Annotated in this window: 16 protein-coding genes and 1 other RNA gene; 11 read left to right on the forward strand and 6 right to left on the reverse strand. The window is 64.0% G+C overall.

Features of this window, described 5'->3' with window-relative positions:
- The first annotated feature begins 53 nt into the window (after positions 1 to 53).
- The 4 genes from AC54T3_RS09690 to AC54T3_RS09705 all read left to right on the forward strand — a co-directional run bounded on the left by AC54T3_RS09690 (position 54) and on the right by AC54T3_RS09705 (position 1,421).
- Positions 54 to 263 (forward strand): TIGR02449 family protein, encoded by a 210-nt coding sequence (locus AC54T3_RS09690; RefSeq protein ID WP_496624294.1) that lies wholly within the window; start codon positions 54 to 56, stop codon positions 261 to 263.
- A complete protein-coding gene (locus AC54T3_RS09695) occupies positions 260 to 622 on the forward strand; it encodes a cell division protein ZapA (protein WP_496624296.1) in 363 nt (120 codons plus the stop codon). The genes AC54T3_RS09690 and AC54T3_RS09695 overlap by 4 nt, the downstream gene beginning before the upstream one ends.
- A gap of 13 nt (positions 623 to 635) precedes the next feature.
- Positions 636 to 822: non-coding RNA, 6S RNA (ssrS, locus tag AC54T3_RS09700), on the forward strand.
- A gap of 8 nt (positions 823 to 830) precedes the next feature.
- Positions 831 to 1,421 (forward strand): 5-formyltetrahydrofolate cyclo-ligase, encoded by a 591-nt coding sequence (locus tag AC54T3_RS09705; protein ID WP_496624297.1) that lies wholly within the window; start codon positions 831 to 833, stop codon positions 1,419 to 1,421.
- 5 nt (positions 1,422 to 1,426) lie between these two features.
- Here the strand turns inward: AC54T3_RS09705 and ilvA are convergent, their stop codons facing one another.
- Positions 1,427 to 2,956, reverse strand: coding sequence for a threonine ammonia-lyase, biosynthetic (gene ilvA, locus AC54T3_RS09710; RefSeq protein ID WP_496624298.1), 1,530 nt, complete (start codon positions 2,954 to 2,956; stop codon positions 1,427 to 1,429).
- A gap of 125 nt (positions 2,957 to 3,081) precedes the next feature.
- Here ilvA and rpiA point away from each other — a divergent pair, with 125 nt between their 5' ends.
- Complete coding sequence (rpiA, locus tag AC54T3_RS09715; protein WP_496624300.1) at positions 3,082 to 3,750, forward strand: ribose-5-phosphate isomerase RpiA; 669 nt, start codon at positions 3,082 to 3,084, stop codon at positions 3,748 to 3,750.
- Positions 3,751 to 3,804: 54 nt separating this feature from the next.
- The gene (locus tag AC54T3_RS09720) at positions 3,805 to 4,800 is read left to right on the forward strand and encodes a lysophospholipid acyltransferase family protein (RefSeq protein ID WP_496624302.1); all 996 of its coding nucleotides are present in this window, start codon (positions 3,805 to 3,807) and stop codon (positions 4,798 to 4,800) included.
- Between the two features lie 39 nt (positions 4,801 to 4,839).
- On the opposite strand, the gene soxZ is transcribed toward AC54T3_RS09720, so the two are convergent.
- The 5 genes from soxZ to AC54T3_RS09745 all read right to left on the reverse strand — a co-directional run bounded on the left by soxZ (position 4,840) and on the right by AC54T3_RS09745 (position 9,889).
- On the reverse strand, positions 4,840 to 5,154 hold the full coding sequence (soxZ, locus tag AC54T3_RS09725) for a thiosulfate oxidation carrier complex protein SoxZ (RefSeq protein ID WP_496624303.1): 315 nt from the start codon (positions 5,152 to 5,154) through the stop codon (positions 4,840 to 4,842).
- 49 nt (positions 5,155 to 5,203) lie between these two features.
- Positions 5,204 to 5,677 (reverse strand): thiosulfate oxidation carrier protein SoxY, encoded by a 474-nt coding sequence (gene soxY / locus AC54T3_RS09730; protein ID WP_496624305.1) that lies wholly within the window; start codon positions 5,675 to 5,677, stop codon positions 5,204 to 5,206.
- A 239-nt stretch (positions 5,678 to 5,916) separates the two neighbouring features.
- Complete coding sequence (locus AC54T3_RS09735) at positions 5,917 to 7,443, reverse strand: M48 family metalloprotease (protein WP_496624307.1); 1,527 nt, start codon at positions 7,441 to 7,443, stop codon at positions 5,917 to 5,919.
- Positions 7,444 to 7,446: 3 nt separating this feature from the next.
- Positions 7,447 to 8,823: a vWA domain-containing protein gene (locus AC54T3_RS09740; RefSeq protein WP_496624309.1), complete on the reverse strand. Its 1,377-nt coding sequence runs from the start codon at positions 8,821 to 8,823 to the stop codon at positions 7,447 to 7,449.
- A 22-nt stretch (positions 8,824 to 8,845) separates the two neighbouring features.
- On the reverse strand, positions 8,846 to 9,889 hold the full coding sequence (locus tag AC54T3_RS09745) for an AAA family ATPase (protein WP_496624310.1): 1,044 nt from the start codon (positions 9,887 to 9,889) through the stop codon (positions 8,846 to 8,848).
- A gap of 406 nt (positions 9,890 to 10,295) precedes the next feature.
- Between AC54T3_RS09745 and AC54T3_RS09750 the strand changes: the two genes are divergently transcribed.
- The 5 genes from AC54T3_RS09750 (at position 10,296) to lon (ending at position 16,833) form a co-directional block, all read left to right on the forward strand.
- A complete protein-coding gene (locus AC54T3_RS09750) occupies positions 10,296 to 10,493 on the forward strand; it encodes an Alvin_2107 family globule sulfur oxidation protein (RefSeq protein ID WP_496624311.1) in 198 nt (65 codons plus the stop codon).
- 220 nt (positions 10,494 to 10,713) lie between these two features.
- Positions 10,714 to 12,006 carry a trigger factor gene (tig, locus tag AC54T3_RS09755; protein ID WP_496624313.1) on the forward strand — a complete coding sequence of 431 codons (1,293 nt, stop codon included), beginning with the start codon at positions 10,714 to 10,716 and terminating at the stop codon, positions 12,004 to 12,006.
- A 52-nt stretch (positions 12,007 to 12,058) separates the two neighbouring features.
- The gene (gene clpP, locus AC54T3_RS09760) at positions 12,059 to 12,697 is read left to right on the forward strand and encodes an ATP-dependent Clp endopeptidase proteolytic subunit ClpP (RefSeq protein ID WP_496624378.1); all 639 of its coding nucleotides are present in this window, start codon (positions 12,059 to 12,061) and stop codon (positions 12,695 to 12,697) included.
- A 221-nt stretch (positions 12,698 to 12,918) separates the two neighbouring features.
- Positions 12,919 to 14,196, forward strand: a complete 1,278-nt coding sequence (gene clpX, locus AC54T3_RS09765; protein ID WP_496624315.1) for an ATP-dependent Clp protease ATP-binding subunit ClpX — start codon at positions 12,919 to 12,921, stop codon at positions 14,194 to 14,196.
- Between the two features lie 183 nt (positions 14,197 to 14,379).
- Complete coding sequence (lon, locus tag AC54T3_RS09770; protein WP_496624317.1) at positions 14,380 to 16,833, forward strand: endopeptidase La; 2,454 nt, start codon at positions 14,380 to 14,382, stop codon at positions 16,831 to 16,833.
- Positions 16,834 to 16,995 lie beyond the last annotated feature (162 nt).

Raw genomic sequence — 16,995 nt, forward strand, 5'->3', positions numbered from 1 at the left:
CCAACCTTGACCGCCTTCTATAGTCGCGACAAGCTTTCCCGCTGGGGCTCGGCATGGCCGACTTCGATATCGATCTCTTAGAGCAACACGTGGACGCGTTGATCCGCAAGTGTCAGCGGCTAAAAGAGGAAAATGCCTCATTGCGTGCAAGCCAAGAGCACCTGGTTGCGGAGCGTGCCGAGCTGATTGAGAAAACCGAACTCGCACGCAGCCGGCTCGAAGCCATGGTCGCACGCCTCAGGGTGATGGAGGAGCAATTATGAACGCATCCGATGACGGCAGGTCGATGCCTGTCACCATCCGTATCCTCGACAAAGAGTACCGGATCGCCTGCGCGCCCGATGAGCAATATGGGTTGATGGATTCCGCGCAGCTGCTCGATCGGCGGATGCGCGAGGTGCGTCAGAACGGCCGTATCATCGGTGCCGACCGGATCGCCGTGATCGCGGCGCTGAATCTGCTCTACGAGCTGATGCGCGAGCGCGACTCGGTCAGCCAGCAGCTCAAGCGCCTCCAGGCGATCCAAGAACGCTTGTCCGATGCCATTGACCCAGAGGTTCCTCGCGACCCAGCCCAGCGTCCGCAGCCAAGCGGGGTGGACGCTGCCGAGGATAAGGTATAGTCTCGCGCTCAGACATCTCCTGCAGTGTACGGCAGCGGCCTGGGTATTTTCTTGAGCCTAATTCGTACCCCGGGGACGCTAAACATCGAGCCGTTGTGCATGTCCGCCATAGAGCGGAAAGCCTGAAGCACGATGCAGCGTCCCCACTTGAACCCTCAGGTTCAAGAACGAAGGACTGCACCGGCACAGGTGGGAGGTGTCGCTCCCCATGACCGATCCCTCGCTCCGTCGCCGCCTGCGGCGCGCCCGTCGTCAACTCAGCCAGCTCGAACAGCGCGATCACGCCGAGGCTGTGTGTCAACGCTTGCTCGGCAGCGGCCTGATCCGCGCGGCGCGCCGCATCGCGTACTATCTGCCGGTGGCGGGCGAACTCGATCCGACCCCGATTCGCGCACGGCTCCCAGGCCAACGCCGCTGGTACCTGCCGGTGCTGCGAGTGCATGCGCCGGGCCGGCTGTGGTTCGTGCGCAACGCACCCGAGACGCGTTGGCGACGCAATCGCTTCGGCATCCTGGAGCCGCGCGCGCATCATCGCCAGATCGTCCCACCGCAGGGCCTGCATCTGATCCTGGTGCCGCTGGTCGGATTCGACGCGCACTGTCATCGCATCGGCATGGGCGCAGGCTTCTATGATCGTAGCCTGGCCTTCCTGCGTGATCGCCAGTATTGGCAACGCCCGCGTCTGATCGGCCTGGCGCATGAATGCCAGCGCCTAGACGCCATCGAGCCCGAGCCCTGGGATGTCCCCCTGGATGCCGTGGTGACCGAGCGCGCACTCTACCAGCGTCGGCCCGCTTGACGTCATCAGGCCCCGCGCTCAATCCCGGCGAACAGCCGATAGGCCGGGTTCTCGCTCTCGTCCCAGAACGGATACCCCAGCCCGGTCAGCAGTTCAGTGAACGCCGACTCCTCGGCGGCGGGCACCTGAATCCCCATCAGCACCCGGCCATAGGCGGCGCCATGGTTGCGGTAATGGAACAGGCTGATATTCCAGCGCCGACCCAGGCCAGAGAGAAACCTCAGCAAGGCCCCGGGACGTTCCGGGAACTCAAAGCGGATCAGGCGCTCGTCGGTGACACCGGGGGCATGGCCACCGACCATGAAGCGGATATGCAGCTTCGCGGTCTCGTTGTCGCTCATATCGGTGACCTCGAAGCCCTTCTTCTCGATGCGCTCGATCATCTCGTGGCGTTCGGCGAGGCCGCCGCCAAGCTCGACCCCGACGAAGACCACGGCTTGGTGCCGATCGGCATAGCGGTAGTTGAATTCGGTGATCTGGCGCTTGCCGAGCGCCTTGCAGAAGGCGAGAAAACTCCCCGGACGTTCCGGAATCGCGACCGCGAACAGGGCCTCGCGGCGCTCGCCGAGTTCGGCGCGCTCGGCGACATGGCGCAGGCGATCGAAGTTGATGTTGGCGCCGCTCTCGATCGCGATCAGCGCCGCGTCGCGCATCCCCGTGCGCTCGACGTACTGTTTGAGCCCGGCCACGGCCAGCGCCCCCGCAGGCTCGGCAATCCCCCGGGTGTCGTCGTAGATGTCCTTGATCGCGGCGCAGATCGCGTCGGTACTGACCAGCACCACCTCGTCGACCGTCTCGCGCGCGATGCGGAAGGTCTCCTCGCCGATGCGCCGCACCGCGACGCCATCGGCGAACAGCCCGACCTCGGGCAGCAGCACCGGCGCATCGGCCGCCAGCGCGGCGTGCAGGGTCGGCGCCTCCTCGGGCTCGACGCCGATGATCTTGACCTCGGGATGGATCGACTTCACATAGGCCGCGATCCCAGCGATCAGCCCACCGCCGCCAACCGGCACGAAGATGGCATGCGGTGGGTCCGGATGCTGGCGCAGGATCTCCATGCCGATGGTGCCCTGGCCGGCGATGACATCCGGATCATCGAACGGATGCAGGAACGTCAACCCACGCTCCTCGACCAGGGTCATGGCGTGGCGATAGGCCTCGTCGAACGAATCTCCATGCAGGATCGCCTTGGCGCCCCAGTGGCGCACCGCGTCGACCTTGATGCCCGGCGTGGTCCTGGGCATCACGATCACCGCTTGCACCCCAAGCTGCGCGGCCCCCATCGAGACGCCTTGGGCATGGTTGCCGGCCGAGGCCGCGATCACGCCTTGCTCGAGCGCAGCGGCGGGCAGGTGGCGCAGCTTGTTGTAGGCACCACGGAGCTTGAACGAGAACACCGGCTGCAGGTCTTCGCGCTTGAGCAACACGCGGTTACCGAGGCGCCGCGAGAGTCCCTTGGCGAGGGTCAGCGGTGATTCGATCGCGATCTCGTAGACGCGGGCCTTGAGGATTCGCTCGATGTAGGAGTGCAGCATGGGGAGTCGCGCCGAGCTAGGGAAAAAACGGGGCAAAACGTCTCAGGATACGACAGATCAGCTCGAAAGGCCTTTGCTATACTTCGCCTCCTTTCCATCACCCGAACAGCATTCGAGGAGCGGCCATGGACCCTGCACAGGATCAGGACCAGTTGAAGAAGCAGGCGGCGGAGGCCGCGCTGAGCCAGGTCGAGGGCGGCATCATCGGCGTCGGCACCGGCTCGACGGTGAATCACTTCATCGACTATTTGGCGACCATCAAGGGGCGCATTGATGGTGCCGTCTCCAGCTCCGAGGCCTCGAGCGCGCGTCTTGTCGAGCACGGCATCCCGGTGCTCGACCTCAACGCCACCGGCGGTCTGTCGCTCTATGTCGACGGCGCGGACGAGTCGAACAAGGCGCTGCAGCTGATCAAGGGCGGCGGCGGCGCGCTGACGCGCGAGAAGATCATCGCCGCAGCCAGCGAGCGTTTCGTCTGTATCGCCGATGAGAGCAAACTGGTCTCGGTGCTCGGCGACTTCCCGCTGCCGGTCGAGGTCATCCCGATGGCACGCAGCTATGTCGCGCGCGAACTCGCCAAACTCGGCGGTAACCCGGTCTGGCGCGAGGGTTTCACCACCGACAATGGCAACCTGATCCTCGACGTCCATGGGCTGCAAATCATGGAGCCAATGGCGCTAGAGCAGCAGATCAACAACATCGCGGGCGTGGTCACGGTGGGCATCTTCGCGCTGCGTCCGGCCGACATGCTGATCCTGGGCTCGGCCAGCGGTCCGCGCACGGTCACGCTCTAGCGCGCGCTGATGCCAGGACGGTGACCGAGGCCGTATTGAACCACTGTGAAACCGATGCAGCGAGCGAGCCACTCGGGCGCGGGTACAGCCTCCTCCTCAACAGCGGTCCGCCTGGACTGGCGCGAGCGCGCGGCGCGCGTTCTGGTCAGGCTGTTGGCCAAGGTGCCGATGCCGATCCTGCATCAAGCCGGTGCTGTCGTCGGTGGGTTGATCGCGTTGATCCCGAATCGACAGCGCCGCAATGCGTTGATCAATCTCACCCTGTATGCGCCCGATCTGCCCGCCTCGGCGTTAGTGCGGATGCGCGATCGCAGCCTGCGGGAACTCGGCAAGACCCTGTTCGAGACGGCGCCGCTGTGGCTGCGGCCGCCGGCCGAGGCGTTGTCGCTGATTCGCGAGGTGCGCGGCAGCGAGCTGCTCGAGCGCGCGCCTGGCCAAGGCTTGATCGTCCTCTCGCCACATATCGGCGCCTGGGAGCTGGCCGGGCTCTATCTCTCGACACGCGGCCCGACGGCGATCTTCTATAAGCCCCAGCGCGTGCTCGATGAGCTGATCGTCGATGCCCGCAAACGCGCGGGCGCGCGATTGGCACCGATTACCGCGCGGGGCATTCGCGTCTTGCTCAGTGCGCTCGAGCGTGGTGAGTACGCCGGTATCCTGCCGGATCAAGAGCCGCGCGAGGACAAGGGCGCGGTGTTTGCGCCGCTGTTCGGGGTGCCTGCCTATACGATGCTGCTGGTCAATCGTTTGGCGCGGCGCAGTGGCGCACCGGTGATCTTCATGTTCGCCGAGCGCTTACCGCGCGCGGGTGGTTATCGCATCCATTGCCTGAAGGCGCCGGAGGGGATCGAGAGTGAGGATGATGTCACCGCCGCTAGCGCGCTGAACCGGGGCATCGAGCAGTGTATCGCCGTCTGCCCGGATCAGTATCTGTGGAGCTATCGGCGCTTTCGTCGGCGCCCGATGGCTGGCCGCAAGATCTATACCGGCTCCTTGCGTGATACATCGGCGATCGAGATTGCGCATCGCATAAAAAAGCCCCGCCCATAAGAGGGCGGGGCTGTCAGCCACGGGGAGATCAGTGCGTGATCAGCTGATTTCAGCGGTTCCGGTTTCGCTCTCGCCCTGGTTGTCGACCCAGGTGATCTCGACTGTATCGCCCTTTTCGCCGCCGTTGAACTTGAACGACAGATAGGGGTTCTTGGAGACGCCGCCGCTCCAGAGGCTGGTCATCACGACCTGATCCTTCCACTTGGCGGTGACTTCTTGGATGAAGTGCGCGGGGATCGGCTCGCCGGTTTTCTTATCCTTGCGCAGTCCGGTCTCCATCTCATGGCTCATCAGCGATTTGACGGTGGTGACGCCGTCGCTGCTCTTGGCGCGGATCTTGATGTTGCCTGCCATTGTCTTACCTCAGTTCGTTATTCGGTGGTTGAAGCCAGGAGCGTTGGCGTCAGCCGCCGCAGCCGCCGATGGTGACCTTGACGGACTTGGTATTGCTGAGCAGGCCGCTGTCGGTCTTGACAACGGCGATGACATCGGCAGTCTTGGCCATCTTGATGCGAGTGGAGACGAAGGGAACGGCATCGGCGCCGAGATCGAACGAGGCGATCAGCGGGGAGCTGTTGCCGGCAGCGATGATCGAGATCGACTGGGCGCCTTCGATATCGCTCTCGACCGTCACCGGAACCACAGCGCCGTTCTCGGCGATATCAGGGGCCTTGATCTTGACCTGATCGCTGTTCTCGGTGGCGTCGCTGCCCAGCAAACTGTTCAGCGCGGCATCGGTCTCGGTGGCCGCGAAGGCTTCCTTGGGCCAGTTGGCGAGGACGGTGCCGGGCGTCAGTAGGCCGGCACTCACGGCTACGCCGATTGCGCTAACACCAAGGGAGCCCTTGAGTAGGGTTCTGCGTTTTGCGTCGATCATGGACATCTCCTCTATCGAACACGGGGGGGGCTTTGGGGCCTGAAGGTCTGTTGTTGTTCTGCGTCGATGGGTTGGGTCGAGGGGTAGGCCGCCGTCATCGGGTCGTTGGCGTCCTGGCTTTGCGCTATTTCATTGACTGAGGACGCTGGCGATGGTTCCCAGTTCGACCATTACGATAGCTTAGCGCATCCGTCGGACACTGAAAACCGCCTTTGCGCCCGCTGATACAGCTGCCGGGATCAGTTGCGCGCATCGCGCGCCCGCTCGAGGGCCTTGAGTTCAGCGAGGCGAACCTGGAGTTGCGAGGCCAAATGAAAGTCGAGATCCTCAAGGCGCAGTGCCAGCTCGAGCTGGCGAATCGCCGGCTCCAGCTCATTGCTCTGGTAGAGGTGTTCAGCGCGATAGCGATAGTTCAACGCGCGCTGACCCGATTGCCCTGCCGCATCTGCCATCAGCTCGTAGATCGGGGCGATGTCGGAGCGCAGTGCCACGAAGCGCTCGAGGGCCGCGAGGGCCTGGGCGGGCTTCTCGGCGGCCATCAACGACTCGGCATAGGCCTGATTGAGTGGCCAATTGCCAGGCGCTAATCCAACCGCGCCCTTGAGGTCGCGCACCGCTTGCTGGGGGTTGCCGGCGCGGCGGTCGATCTCGGCGCGCAGCACTAGGAACTCGGTCTGGCTCGGGTGCGCCTCGAGCAGTGGGGCGAGCTGCTTGCTTGCGGCCTCGAGGCGACCGGCTCGGGTCAGGGCTAATGCGTAGCCATAGCGTTGCGCGGTCTCGTCGCGGTAGCGGCCCTGCTCGAGGGTTTTCGCAAAGTGCTCGACGGCGCGCGCCGGGTTGGATTCGCGGCGCTGGCGCAGGTTGGCGCGCGCTAGATGGAAGCGCAGGCTGTCCGGGCGCTGGCGCACGCCGTGTTGACGGGCGCGGTTCATGGCATCGGCGATGCGACTGGTGGTCACCGGATGAGTGCGCAGGAAGGCGGGCGCCGCACTGTCCGAGATCCGCGTCGTCTTCGCCAAGCGCTGGAAGAAGCCCGGCATCGCATAGGGGTCGTGACCGGCGCGCGCGAGGGTGTCGATGCCGATGCGATCGGCCTCTTCCTCGTTGGCGCGGGTGAAGTTGATCTGTTTCTGCGCGGCGGCGCCCTGCACGCCCATCAGCCCGGCGGCGCCGATGTTGGCATCGACCGTCGCCCCGAGCACGGCGGCGGCGAGCAGCAGTGCCGTGGCCGGCAGGGCCATCTGTTTCTGCGCCTCGAAGCGGCGCAGCAGATGGTCTTGGCTGACGTGCGCGAGTTCGTGCGCGATGACGCCGGCGAGTTCGCCCTCGGTTTCTGCGGCCAGGATCAAGCCGGCGAAGACGCCGATGTGGCCGTCGGGTCCGGCGAAGGCGTTGATCGTCGGCTCCTCGACCAGGAAGAAGCGATAGCGCCCAGGATTTCCGCTCGCGGCGACCAGTTGTTGGCCTAGGGTCTCAAGGTAATCGGTCAGTACCGGATCATCCGAGACCGGCAACGCCTTGCGCACCCACTTCATGAACTCTTGGCCGAGATCGCGTTCTTCGGCGCGCGACATCAGGCTGTCGGCCGAGCTGCCGAAATCCGGCAGCGCAAACGGGTCCGCTGGGCCCGTGGCCGGCAGCAAGACCAGCATGGCGGCGAGGAGCAGTGCCCCAATGCGAACTGGGATGCGGGCCGGGATACGAGCTGGAGTGCGGACCAGGATGCGAGTTGGAATGCGCCGACCGAGGAGGAGGGGATTGGTCATAGCTCAGTTCAATTGCACGCGCTGGCCCCAAGGCACGCCTGAGCGGCCCTTGACCAGCCAGATGACCGGGTAGTGTGGTTCATGGTCGGGGAAGCGGCCGTCGGCATCGGTGAAGTAGACCAGCAGGTCTGGACTCAGCCCCTGGTCTTGCACCCATTGGAACACGGGTTTGAAGCTGGTTCCGCCCCCGCCCTGGAGATCGCGTGGGCGCTCGAAGCGCTCCCAGGGCTCGAAACGAAAGGGTGCGCCCGGACAGAGGGCGCTGTCGCACGGCAGCAGGATGACCCGCGCCTGGACCTGGGCCTTGAGGGCGTCGACTTCATCGATGAAGGCCTGCATCTCCGCGTCCTTGATCGAGCCGGAGGTGTCGATCGCGACCACCAGATCGATGTGCTGACAGCGCAGGCTCGGCAGGATGTGCGCGCCCTCGCGCCGGGAGGGCCGCGACCAACTGTAGTCGTGGCGTGAGAGCGCGTTCATGTAACGGGCCAAGATCATGCGCCAGGGCAGTTGCGGCTGCAAGAGATGGTCGATCAGGCGCTTGAGTTCGCCGCTCAGCCGACCCGCCTGCATCGCCTGTTGCGCGGCACCGGCCATGCGCTGCTGCCATTGCACCTGCAGGGTCTCCTGCTCGTCGGGGGTCAGGGGCGGCGGCGCGGTGTGCGCATCGGGCGCGGCGTCCGGCGCCGGCGTGTCGGGTGCTGAAGCCGGTGGTGCAGACGCCTGTGTGTCGCGCTGTTGCGGGGTGCCCTGACCCTGTTCGCCACCCTCGGCCTGAGTCTGCTGCTGTTGCTCCTGGACGTCGCACTCATCCATGCCCGAGTGCTGACCCCGACCCTCGGCCTCCCGGTCGTAGGCATGGGTGTCGAGGGTCTCGGACTGATCATTGTCATCGATGAGCGGATAGATCTCCTCGGCGGTCATGCCCTTGTACATCGGCATCAACAGCGCGTTGGGCGGCGGTTTCAGCCCGTCCTCGACCAGCAACGGGTTGATGGCGTAATCGCAGGCCAGATCCCAGCGGTGCTTGACGCGATGTTGGCGGCGCGCGAAGTGCGAGAGGGCACAGTGCAGCGCCTCGTGGGCGAGCATGAATTGGGTCTCGTCGAGGCTCAGCGCGTCGATATAGTCGGGGTTGTAATAGAAGGCGCGCGCATCGGTGGCCGTGGTCAGGCACCAATCGCCGTTGGCCGCCTGCAGCGGCAGGCGCAACACGAGCGCCCCCAGGAAGGGCTTGTCGAGGATCAGCCGGGTCCGCGCTGCGGCGAGCTTGGTCTCGATGGCCGCGCGCGCTTCTGCGTCCAGCGTGGGGGTGCCGGCCTCACTCGGGCATTCACCCTGCGGATGCGTCTGGATGTCACCAATGAAATCAGCAGCCATGGGTCTTCGGTGGTCGCGGGGTCTATTGATAGAGCATGACATCGGCGATGGCGTTCGCCCAATCGGCGAAGGCCGGCACCTCGAACAGCGTGCCGCCGATGGCGCGGTGCAGATCGGAGACCAGCATCACGCCCATCTCGCGCTGCGGAAAGCGTCCGGCATAGACCAAGATATGGCCGATCAGGGTCTGCTGCTCGGCGCTGCCCTGGGCGCGGATGGCCTTGCCGACTAGGGCCGCCGCGACCGCGTATTGGAGATCGATCTCGCTCGGCACCGGAACCAGCTCGCCGCGACAGATGGCGTCGAGGTCCGGCATCTGGTCGATACTGGCGATGAAGGCGGCGAGTTCGATCCCGGCCGCCGGTCCCACGCAGGCCTGCAGGGTGCCCTGCAGCAGTTGCGGGTCATCCTGGAATTTTTGCAAGGCGCGATGGGCGAATTCCCAGGAGCGCGGCGATGGGAAGGCGACCGGGTTATGCGCCGGGTCGAAATCGAACAGCAGTTCGGGGCGAAAGCGCAGGAAGGCGATCACGCGCTCATCGAGACCATTGGCATAGGCCCAGGCGACCCAGTCGTCGAGGTGCGTGTCGACCTCGAAGTGCGAAAAACGGTTCGCCAAGGGCGCGGGCATGCTGTAGGTCACGCCCCGGTCGCCTTGGCGATTCCCAGCCGCGAAGATGGCCCAGTGTGCCGGTACCTGATACTCGCCGAGACGACGATCCAGGATCAGTTGATAGGCTGCGGCCGAGACCGCAGGCGGCGCCGAGGTGATCTCGTCCAGAAAAAGAATCCCCGCCTGACCATGCCGATGGGCGTCGGGCAGGAGCGCGGGGATCGCCCATTCGACGTGCTGGTCGACCCGAAACGGGATGCCGCGCAGGTCGCTGGGCTCCATCTGCGAGAGCCGGATATCGATCACCGGCACCTGCTGTCGCTGCGCGACCAGTGCGATCATCTGGGACTTTCCAACCCCGGGCGGCCCCCAGAGCATGACGGGCGTGTGATGCCCCTCGGCGGCACTGGAGAGTTCGCGCTCGAGGACGGATAACAGCAGGGCGGGACGCATAATCGGACGATCTCCTTTATCGATCAGACTCGGAGCCGAAGCGAGGCTCGGCTACCAGGCGGATCGACTAAGCTTGGGTGGTGTCGCGGCCAATCGCAAGCCAGGCCTGTCCGCATCTGGATGGCGGGCGGCTCGCTCAGACTGATCGAGCCGGGGGCAGCCTGATGGACAGCTTGGGGGAGCCAACCTCTGGCGCTGGTGCGCATTAGAAAGAAGCGGTATTCTTATTCGTTAAGCCAGATTCGGGCGAGTGCGCGCTGTGGAGACCCCCTGCGCGCGAGGCGCTTCGGCAACCGGTCCGATGCGCTCCCGTCAAGGGCTTGGATCAGGCGGCTGTCGCCCTCGCGACGGCGGCCGCAACCAAAGGTTTGCAACCGAATCTTAATCGCTGACCGGAGAGTGGACGATGAACCAGTTCTATTACGACGCTGTCACCAAGATGGAGCAGCTCGGCGTCGACGACGAGTATATCCAAGGCTGGCAATGTGGGTTCTTGCAGAACCCGAAGCGTGAGGAGCAGCGCTTGACCGAAGCCTATGAGGCCGGTTATGCCGATGGCGAGGAGAAGAGTTCCGACAACTTCTCGAAGTGGGCTAAAGGCTGAGCGAGCCGTGGCGTGCGGGTCGGCCGCTGTCGCCGCACGGCGATGCCGACCGGCTGGCTCGGCGCCAAGCGTGATCAAGGCGGGCATTCCCCGCCTTTTTTCATGTCCCACTGTTGCCTCGATGACAGCATCCACTCGACAGGACTTGGTCTAGCGCCGCTTTTAGTGGTAATTTTGATCGTTTTCCCGGTGCCGCCGGCACCATGGCCGGAGGTCAACAATGCAAGTATCGGTCGAGACTGGGGACGGTCTCACGCGACGATTGAAGGTCGAGCTGCCTGCCGAGGAGATCGAGCAGGAGATCGAAAAGCGTCTGCAAAACTATGCCCGCTCCGCGCGCTTGCCAGGCTTCAGGCCCGGCAAGGTGCCGATGCGCATGCTACGCCAGCGTTATGGTGATTCGGTGCGCATGGAAGTCTTCAGCGAGCGCGTCGAGGCAACCTTCCCGCAAGCCATCGCCGAGGCCGAGCTGCGCCCGGCCGGTCGCCCCGAGATCGAGCCCGATCTGGATCAGGCCGCTGGGCGTTACGCCTATGTCGCTGAGTTCGAGGTCATGCCGGAGCTGACCCTGACCTCGCTCGATGGGCGCTCGGTGAACCGGCCGCAGGTCGAGGTCACCGAGGCTGATATCGAGGACACCCTCGAGCACATGCGCCAGCAGCGCAAGCGCTGGGAGTCGGTCGAGCGGGTGGCGGCGAGCGGTGATCGTCTCACCCTCGACTTCGAGGGGCAGATCGAGGGCGAGCCCTTCGAGGGCGGACGTGGCGAGGATGTCCAGCTCGAGATTGGTGCCGGGCGCTTCATCCCCGGCTTCGAGGAGCAGCTGATTGGGGCAAGTGTGGGTGACGAGCCCGTGCTCGAGGTGACCTTCCCCGACGACTACCAGCAAGCAGCGCTAGCAGGCAAGCCCGCGCAATTCAAAGTGGTGGTGAAGCGGGTCGAGGAGCCGATCCTGCCCGCGCTCGATGCTGAACTCATCGCCGAGTTCGGCATCGAGGATGGCGATCTCGAGCGTTTTCGAGCCGATGTGCGCGCGAACCTGGAGCGCGAGCTGGCGCAGCGTGTCAAGGCCAAGGTCAAGCATCAGGTCATGGACGCGCTGCTCGAGGCCAATCCGCTGACTGTCCCGGCGGCGTTGCTCGCCGAGGAGATCGAGTCGCTGCGTCAGCAGATGATGCAAAATCTGGGCGGTGCCGGGTCTGGGATTCAACTGCCGGACGAGTTGTTTGCCGATAATGCTCGACGCCGCGTCGCGCTTGGGCTGATTATCGGCGAGGTGATCAAGCAGCAGGAGCTGTCGCCGGATGCGGAGCGCGTGCGCGCGACGATCGAGGAGATGGCCGCAAGCTATGAGGATCCGCAGGCGGTGATCGACTACTACTACGCTGACCGGCAACGGTTGGCCGCGATCGAATCCGTCGTGCTCGAAGACGCGGTCGTTGAGCATCTGCTCGAGCAACTCCAGGTCACCGACGAGCCAACCAGTTTCAGCGAGCTGACGGCGCCGCAGTGACGCCTCTTCCGCTGACTGATCTTTTTTTAATCAAGTCGAGCCCCAGATGACGATGAACACCGAAAACGCCCATCAGCGCACCGATCCGCATGCGCTGGGCCTGGTTCCCGTGGTGGTGGAGCAGACCGCCCGGGGCGAGCGCTCGTTCGATATCTTTTCGCGCCTGCTCAAGGAGCGCGTGGTCTTTCTCGTCGGCCCGGTCGACGATCACGTGGCCAACCTGGTGGTGGCGCAGCTGCTGTTCCTAGAGTCGGAGAATCCCGACAAGGACGTCCATTTCTACATCAACTCACCCGGTGGCTCGGTGACGGCGGGCTTGGCGATCTATGACACCATGCAGTTTATCCGGCCCGAGGTCAGCACCATGTGCGTGGGTCAGGCTGCGAGCATGGGGGCGCTGCTGCTCGCCGGTGGCGCCGCCGGCAAGCGCTCTTGTCTGCCGCATTCGCGTCTTATGATCCATCAGCCGCTCGGCGGCTTCCAGGGGCAAGCCAGCGATATCGATATCCATGCGCGCGAGATCCTGCACGCGCGCGAGCAGCTCAACCAGATCCTTTCGCATCATACCGGGCAGCCGATCGAGCGCATCGCCGACGATACCGAGCGCGATCGCTTCATGGGCGGCGAGGATGCGGTGGCCTACGGTCTGATCGACAAGGTCTTGGACACGCGCGCCAAGCCTGCCGACTGAGGCGTCGATCTGCCTGAAACACAGCGTCGAGCCAACAAAGGCTCGGCGTGGAGTTGGTAAGACGCTTGCAATGACCTATATCCTGATGCAGGTCTAGATGTGCGTGTTGCCTCTGGACATGTCGGGTTATGATCGAGAGACGCTTGGCGGCCGATCGTTCCGTCCCAATCCTTCCCCATTCCCGTCCGGCCCCCGCAGCGCCTATCCTGGAGAGATGATCTATGAGCGGAAACACCCATGGAAAGAGCGATGAAGGCAAGCTCCTCTATTGCTCGTTCTGCGGTAAGAGCCAGCATGAGGTTCGCAAGCTGATCGCGGGTCCCTCGGTCTTCATCTGTGATGAGTGCGTCGAACTCTGCAACGACATCATCCGCGAGGAGATGCAAGAGGGGCTCGGCGAGGCCACCAGTCGGTTGCCGAAGCCGCGCGAGATCAACGACTCGCTCGATCAGTACGTGATCGGCCAGGAGAAGGCGAAGAAGGTGCTCTCGGTCGCGGTCTATAATCATTACAAGCGACTTGAGGTCGCCGACGCCAAGGAAGACATCGAGATCTCCAAGAGCAATATCCTGCTGATCGGGCCGACCGGCTCGGGCAAGACGCTGCTCGCCGAAACCCTGGCGCGGTTGCTCAATGTGCCCTTTACCATCGCCGACGCGACCACCCTGACCGAGGCGGGCTATGTCGGCGAGGATGTCGAGAACATCATCCAGAAGCTGTTGCAGAAGTGTGATTACGATGTCGAGAAGGCGCAGAGCGGCATCGTCTACATCGACGAGATCGACAAGATCTCGCGCAAATCCGACAACCCATCGATCACCCGCGATGTCTCCGGCGAGGGTGTGCAGCAGGCGCTGCTGAAGCTGATCGAGGGCACGGTCGCCTCGGTGCCGCCCCAGGGTGGCCGCAAGCACCCGCAGCAGGAGTTTCTGCAGGTTGATACCAGCAATATCCTGTTCATCGTCGGTGGCGCCTTCGCTGGCCTCGACAAGGTGATCCGCGATCGCTCGAAGAAGACCGGCATCGGGTTTTCGGCTGAGGTCCATAGTAAGAACGACGATCGGGCGATCGGTGAGCTGCTCAGTCATGTCGAGCCCGAGGATCTGATCCGCTATGGGCTGATCCCCGAGTTCGTCGGCCGTCTGCCAGTGATGGCGACGCTCGAGGAACTCGACCAAGAGGCCCTGATCCGGATCCTGACCGAGCCCAAGCACGCGCTCACCAAGCAGTACGCGCGTCTGTTCGAGATGGAAGGGTGCGAGCTTGAGCTGCGCGAGGATGCGCTGCGCGCCATTGCGACCAAGGCGATGGAGCGCAAGACCGGGGCGCGCGGGTTGCGCACCATCATGGAGCAGGTGCTGCTCGATACCATGTACGACCTGCCGTCGATCGACGACGTCAGCAAGGTCGTGGTCGATGCCTCCGTGGTCAACGGCGAGAGCCTGCCGTTCGTGATCTACGATGGCGGCGAGCAACAACGCGTTGCCTCTTCCGAGTGATCCCTCGGCCCCTCTCTTGCAGGTGAGCCCACGGCGCTGATTGAAGCGCTCGGGCGCTGCCCTAACCTCCTTCCCTATCGGGCATTCCCAATCGGGCATTCACGCAAAATCCGCCGCGTCGGCCCATGATCCCCCGGGGGTCAGCCCTTCGGGCCGGCGGGCGTCAGCATATGGGCACAGTCTATGGGCAAGAGTGATTTGGACTCTCAGGTCGTTGATGTACTCACATCCGGCCAGGCCATTCCGGTACTGCCGCTACGCGACGTTGTCGTGTATCCACACATGGTGATCCCGCTCTTCGTCGGGCGCGACAAGTCGATCAAGGCGCTGGATGCGGCCATGACCAGCGACAAGCAGATCCTGCTGGTCGCGCAGAAGAACGCCGATGTCGATGATCCCTCGGTCAAGGATCTGCACGACATCGGTACCCTTGCCAACGTCTTGCAGCTGCTGAAACTCCCGGATGGCACGGTGAAGGTGCTGGTCGAGGGACATCAGCGCGCCAAGGCGAGCCGCTATGTATCCACCGACGACGCCTTTACTGCCACCGTCTCCCCGCTCGCCGAAACGCTCGAGGCCGACGAACGCGAACAAGAGGTGCTGATGCGCTCGGCGGTGGCCTTGTTCGATCAGTATGTCAAGCTCAACAAGAAGGTGCCGCCGGAGGTCCTGACCTCGCTGGCTAGCATCGACGAGGCGAGTCGGCTTGCCGACACCATGGCCGCGCACATGTCGCTTAAGCTCGACGAGAAGCAGCGTGTGCTCGAGATGATCGACGTGCAACAGCGCCTCGAGCATCTGATGGGGCTGATGGAGTCGGAGAATGACATCCTGCAGATGGAGAAGCGCATCCGTGGCCGCGTCAAGCGGCAGATGGAGAAGAACCAGCGCGAGTACTATCTGAACGAGCAGATGAAGGCGATCCAGAAGGAGTTGGGCGAACTCGAGGATGCGCCGAACGAACTCGAGGACCTCGGCAAGCGCATCGAAGCGGCCGGGATGCCCAAGGACGTGAAGGAGAAGGCGACCGGCGAGCTGAACAAGCTCAAGCTGATGTCGCCGATGTCGGCCGAGGCGACCGTGGTGCGCAACTACATCGACACCCTGGTCTCGGTGCCCTGGAAGAAGCGCACCCGCATCCGCAACGATGTCGGCGTGGCCGAGAAGGTGCTCGATACCGATCACTACGGCCTCGAAAAGGTCAAGGAACGCATCACCGAGTACCTGGCCGTGCAGCAGCGCGTGCGCAAGCTCAAGGGCCCGATCCTCTGTCTGGTCGGTCCGCCCGGTGTTGGCAAGACCTCGCTTGGTCAGTCCATCGCGCGTGCGACCAACCGCAAGTTCGTGCGCATGTCGCTCGGCGGCGTGCGCGACGAGGCCGAGATCCGCGGGCATCGACGCACCTATATCGGCGCGCTGCCGGGCAAGATTATCCAGAATCTGTCCAAGGCCGGCTCGCGGAACTCCTTCTTCTTGCTCGACGAGATCGACAAGATGGCGATGGACTTCCGCGGCGACCCGGCCTCGGCGCTGCTCGAGGTGCTCGACCCGGAGCAGAACAACACCTTCAACGATCATTATCTCGAGGTCGATTTCGATCTCTCCGAGGTGATGTTCGTCGCCACCGCCAACACGCTGAACATCCCGCCGGCGCTGCTCGACCGCATGGAGGTGATCCGCCTCTCGGGTTATACCGAGGACGAGAAGATCAATATCGCCGAGCGTTACTTGATCCCGAAGCAGATGAAGAACAACGGGCTCAAGCGCGGTGAGCTGTCGATTCGCGAGGCCGCCTTGCGCGATCTGGTGCGCTACTACACCCGCGAGGCCGGCGTACGCAATCTCGAGCGCGAGATCTCGAAGATCTGTCGCAAGGTGGTGAAGGAAATCCTGCTGAAGAAGCCCGAGAAGAGCATCACGGTCACGCCCAAATCGCTGGATAAGTATCTCGGCGTGCGTCGCTTCCGCTTCGGCCTGGCCGACGAGCATGATCAGGTCGGGCAGGTCACCGGCCTGGCCTGGACCGAGGTCGGCGGTGAGCTGCTGCGCATTGAGGCGGCGTTGGTGCCGGGCAAGGGTAAGTTTATCTTTACCGGCCAGCTCGGCGACGTGATGCAGGAGTCGATCCAGGCGGCGATGACGGTGGTGCGCTCGCGCGCCGACTCACTTGGGATCGAGACTGATTTCCATCAGAAGTACGACATGCACATCCATGTGCCCGAGGGCGCGACGCCGAAGGATGGGCCAAGCGCGGGCGTGGCCATGTGCACGGCCTTGGTCTCGGCGCTGACCCAGATGCCGGTGCGCTCGAGTGTCGCGATGACCGGGGAGATCACGCTGCGCGGCGAGGTGCTGCCGATCGGCGGCCTCAAGGAGAAGCTGCTTGCGGCGCATCGCGGCGGTATCGAGCAGGTGCTGATCCCGCACGAGAACGAGCGCGATCTGGTCGAGATCCCAAAGAACATCAAGCAAAGCCTGGACATCAGGCCGGTACGCTGGATCGACGAGGTCTTGGAGCTGGCGCTGGCCGGTCGTCCAGCGCCGCGCCCAGACGAGGAGGATGTGGTGCAGGAGGTGGTGGCACCTCCGGTCGAGGAGAGCAAGAAGCCCGACACCGGTGTGCGCACGCACCACTGAGTTCACCCGCCGCCCATTAGGCCCGACCTCGACCTCGTGGTCGGGTCTTGCTAGTGTTCCCGCTCATCCTTGCCCAGTACGCGTCGTTGCTGGTTTTTGGGTTGACACCTCTGGGGCCCTCCTTAACAATCCCGGGTTGATCGGAGCGACGCAGTTGTTCTA

The sequence above is a fragment of the Halochromatium sp. NSM3 genome (assembly GCF_059621085.1).

Excerpts from the sequence above, each read along its gene's own strand:
- AC54T3_RS09740 (WP_496624309.1), bottom strand. The coding sequence starts at position 8,823 with ATGGCTGCTGATTTCATTGGTGACATCCAGACGCATCCGCAGGGTGAA.
- soxZ (WP_496624303.1), bottom strand. The coding sequence starts at position 5,154 with ATGGCAGGCAACATCAAGATCCGCGCCAAGAGCAGCGACGGCGTCACC.
- soxY (WP_496624305.1), bottom strand. The coding sequence starts at position 5,677 with ATGATCGACGCAAAACGCAGAACCCTACTCAAGGGCTCCCTTGGTGTT.
- clpX (WP_496624315.1), top strand. The coding sequence starts at position 12,919 with ATGAGCGGAAACACCCATGGAAAGAGCGATGAAGGCAAGCTCCTCTAT.
- AC54T3_RS09695 (WP_496624296.1), top strand. The coding sequence starts at position 260 with ATGAACGCATCCGATGACGGCAGGTCGATGCCTGTCACCATCCGTATC.
- AC54T3_RS09750 (WP_496624311.1), top strand. The coding sequence starts at position 10,296 with ATGAACCAGTTCTATTACGACGCTGTCACCAAGATGGAGCAGCTCGGC.
- AC54T3_RS09735 (WP_496624307.1), bottom strand. The coding sequence starts at position 7,443 with ATGACCAATCCCCTCCTCCTCGGTCGGCGCATTCCAACTCGCATCCTG.
- AC54T3_RS09690 (WP_496624294.1), top strand. The coding sequence starts at position 54 with ATGGCCGACTTCGATATCGATCTCTTAGAGCAACACGTGGACGCGTTG.
- tig (WP_496624313.1), top strand. The coding sequence starts at position 10,714 with ATGCAAGTATCGGTCGAGACTGGGGACGGTCTCACGCGACGATTGAAG.
- clpP (WP_496624378.1), top strand. The coding sequence starts at position 12,059 with ATGAACACCGAAAACGCCCATCAGCGCACCGATCCGCATGCGCTGGGC.
- rpiA (WP_496624300.1), top strand. The coding sequence starts at position 3,082 with ATGGACCCTGCACAGGATCAGGACCAGTTGAAGAAGCAGGCGGCGGAG.
- AC54T3_RS09720 (WP_496624302.1), top strand. The coding sequence starts at position 3,805 with ATGCAGCGAGCGAGCCACTCGGGCGCGGGTACAGCCTCCTCCTCAACA.
- ilvA (WP_496624298.1), bottom strand. The coding sequence starts at position 2,956 with ATGCTGCACTCCTACATCGAGCGAATCCTCAAGGCCCGCGTCTACGAG.
- AC54T3_RS09745 (WP_496624310.1), bottom strand. The coding sequence starts at position 9,889 with ATGCGTCCCGCCCTGCTGTTATCCGTCCTCGAGCGCGAACTCTCCAGT.
- lon (WP_496624317.1), top strand. The coding sequence starts at position 14,380 with ATGGGCAAGAGTGATTTGGACTCTCAGGTCGTTGATGTACTCACATCC.
- AC54T3_RS09705 (WP_496624297.1), top strand. The coding sequence starts at position 831 with ATGACCGATCCCTCGCTCCGTCGCCGCCTGCGGCGCGCCCGTCGTCAA.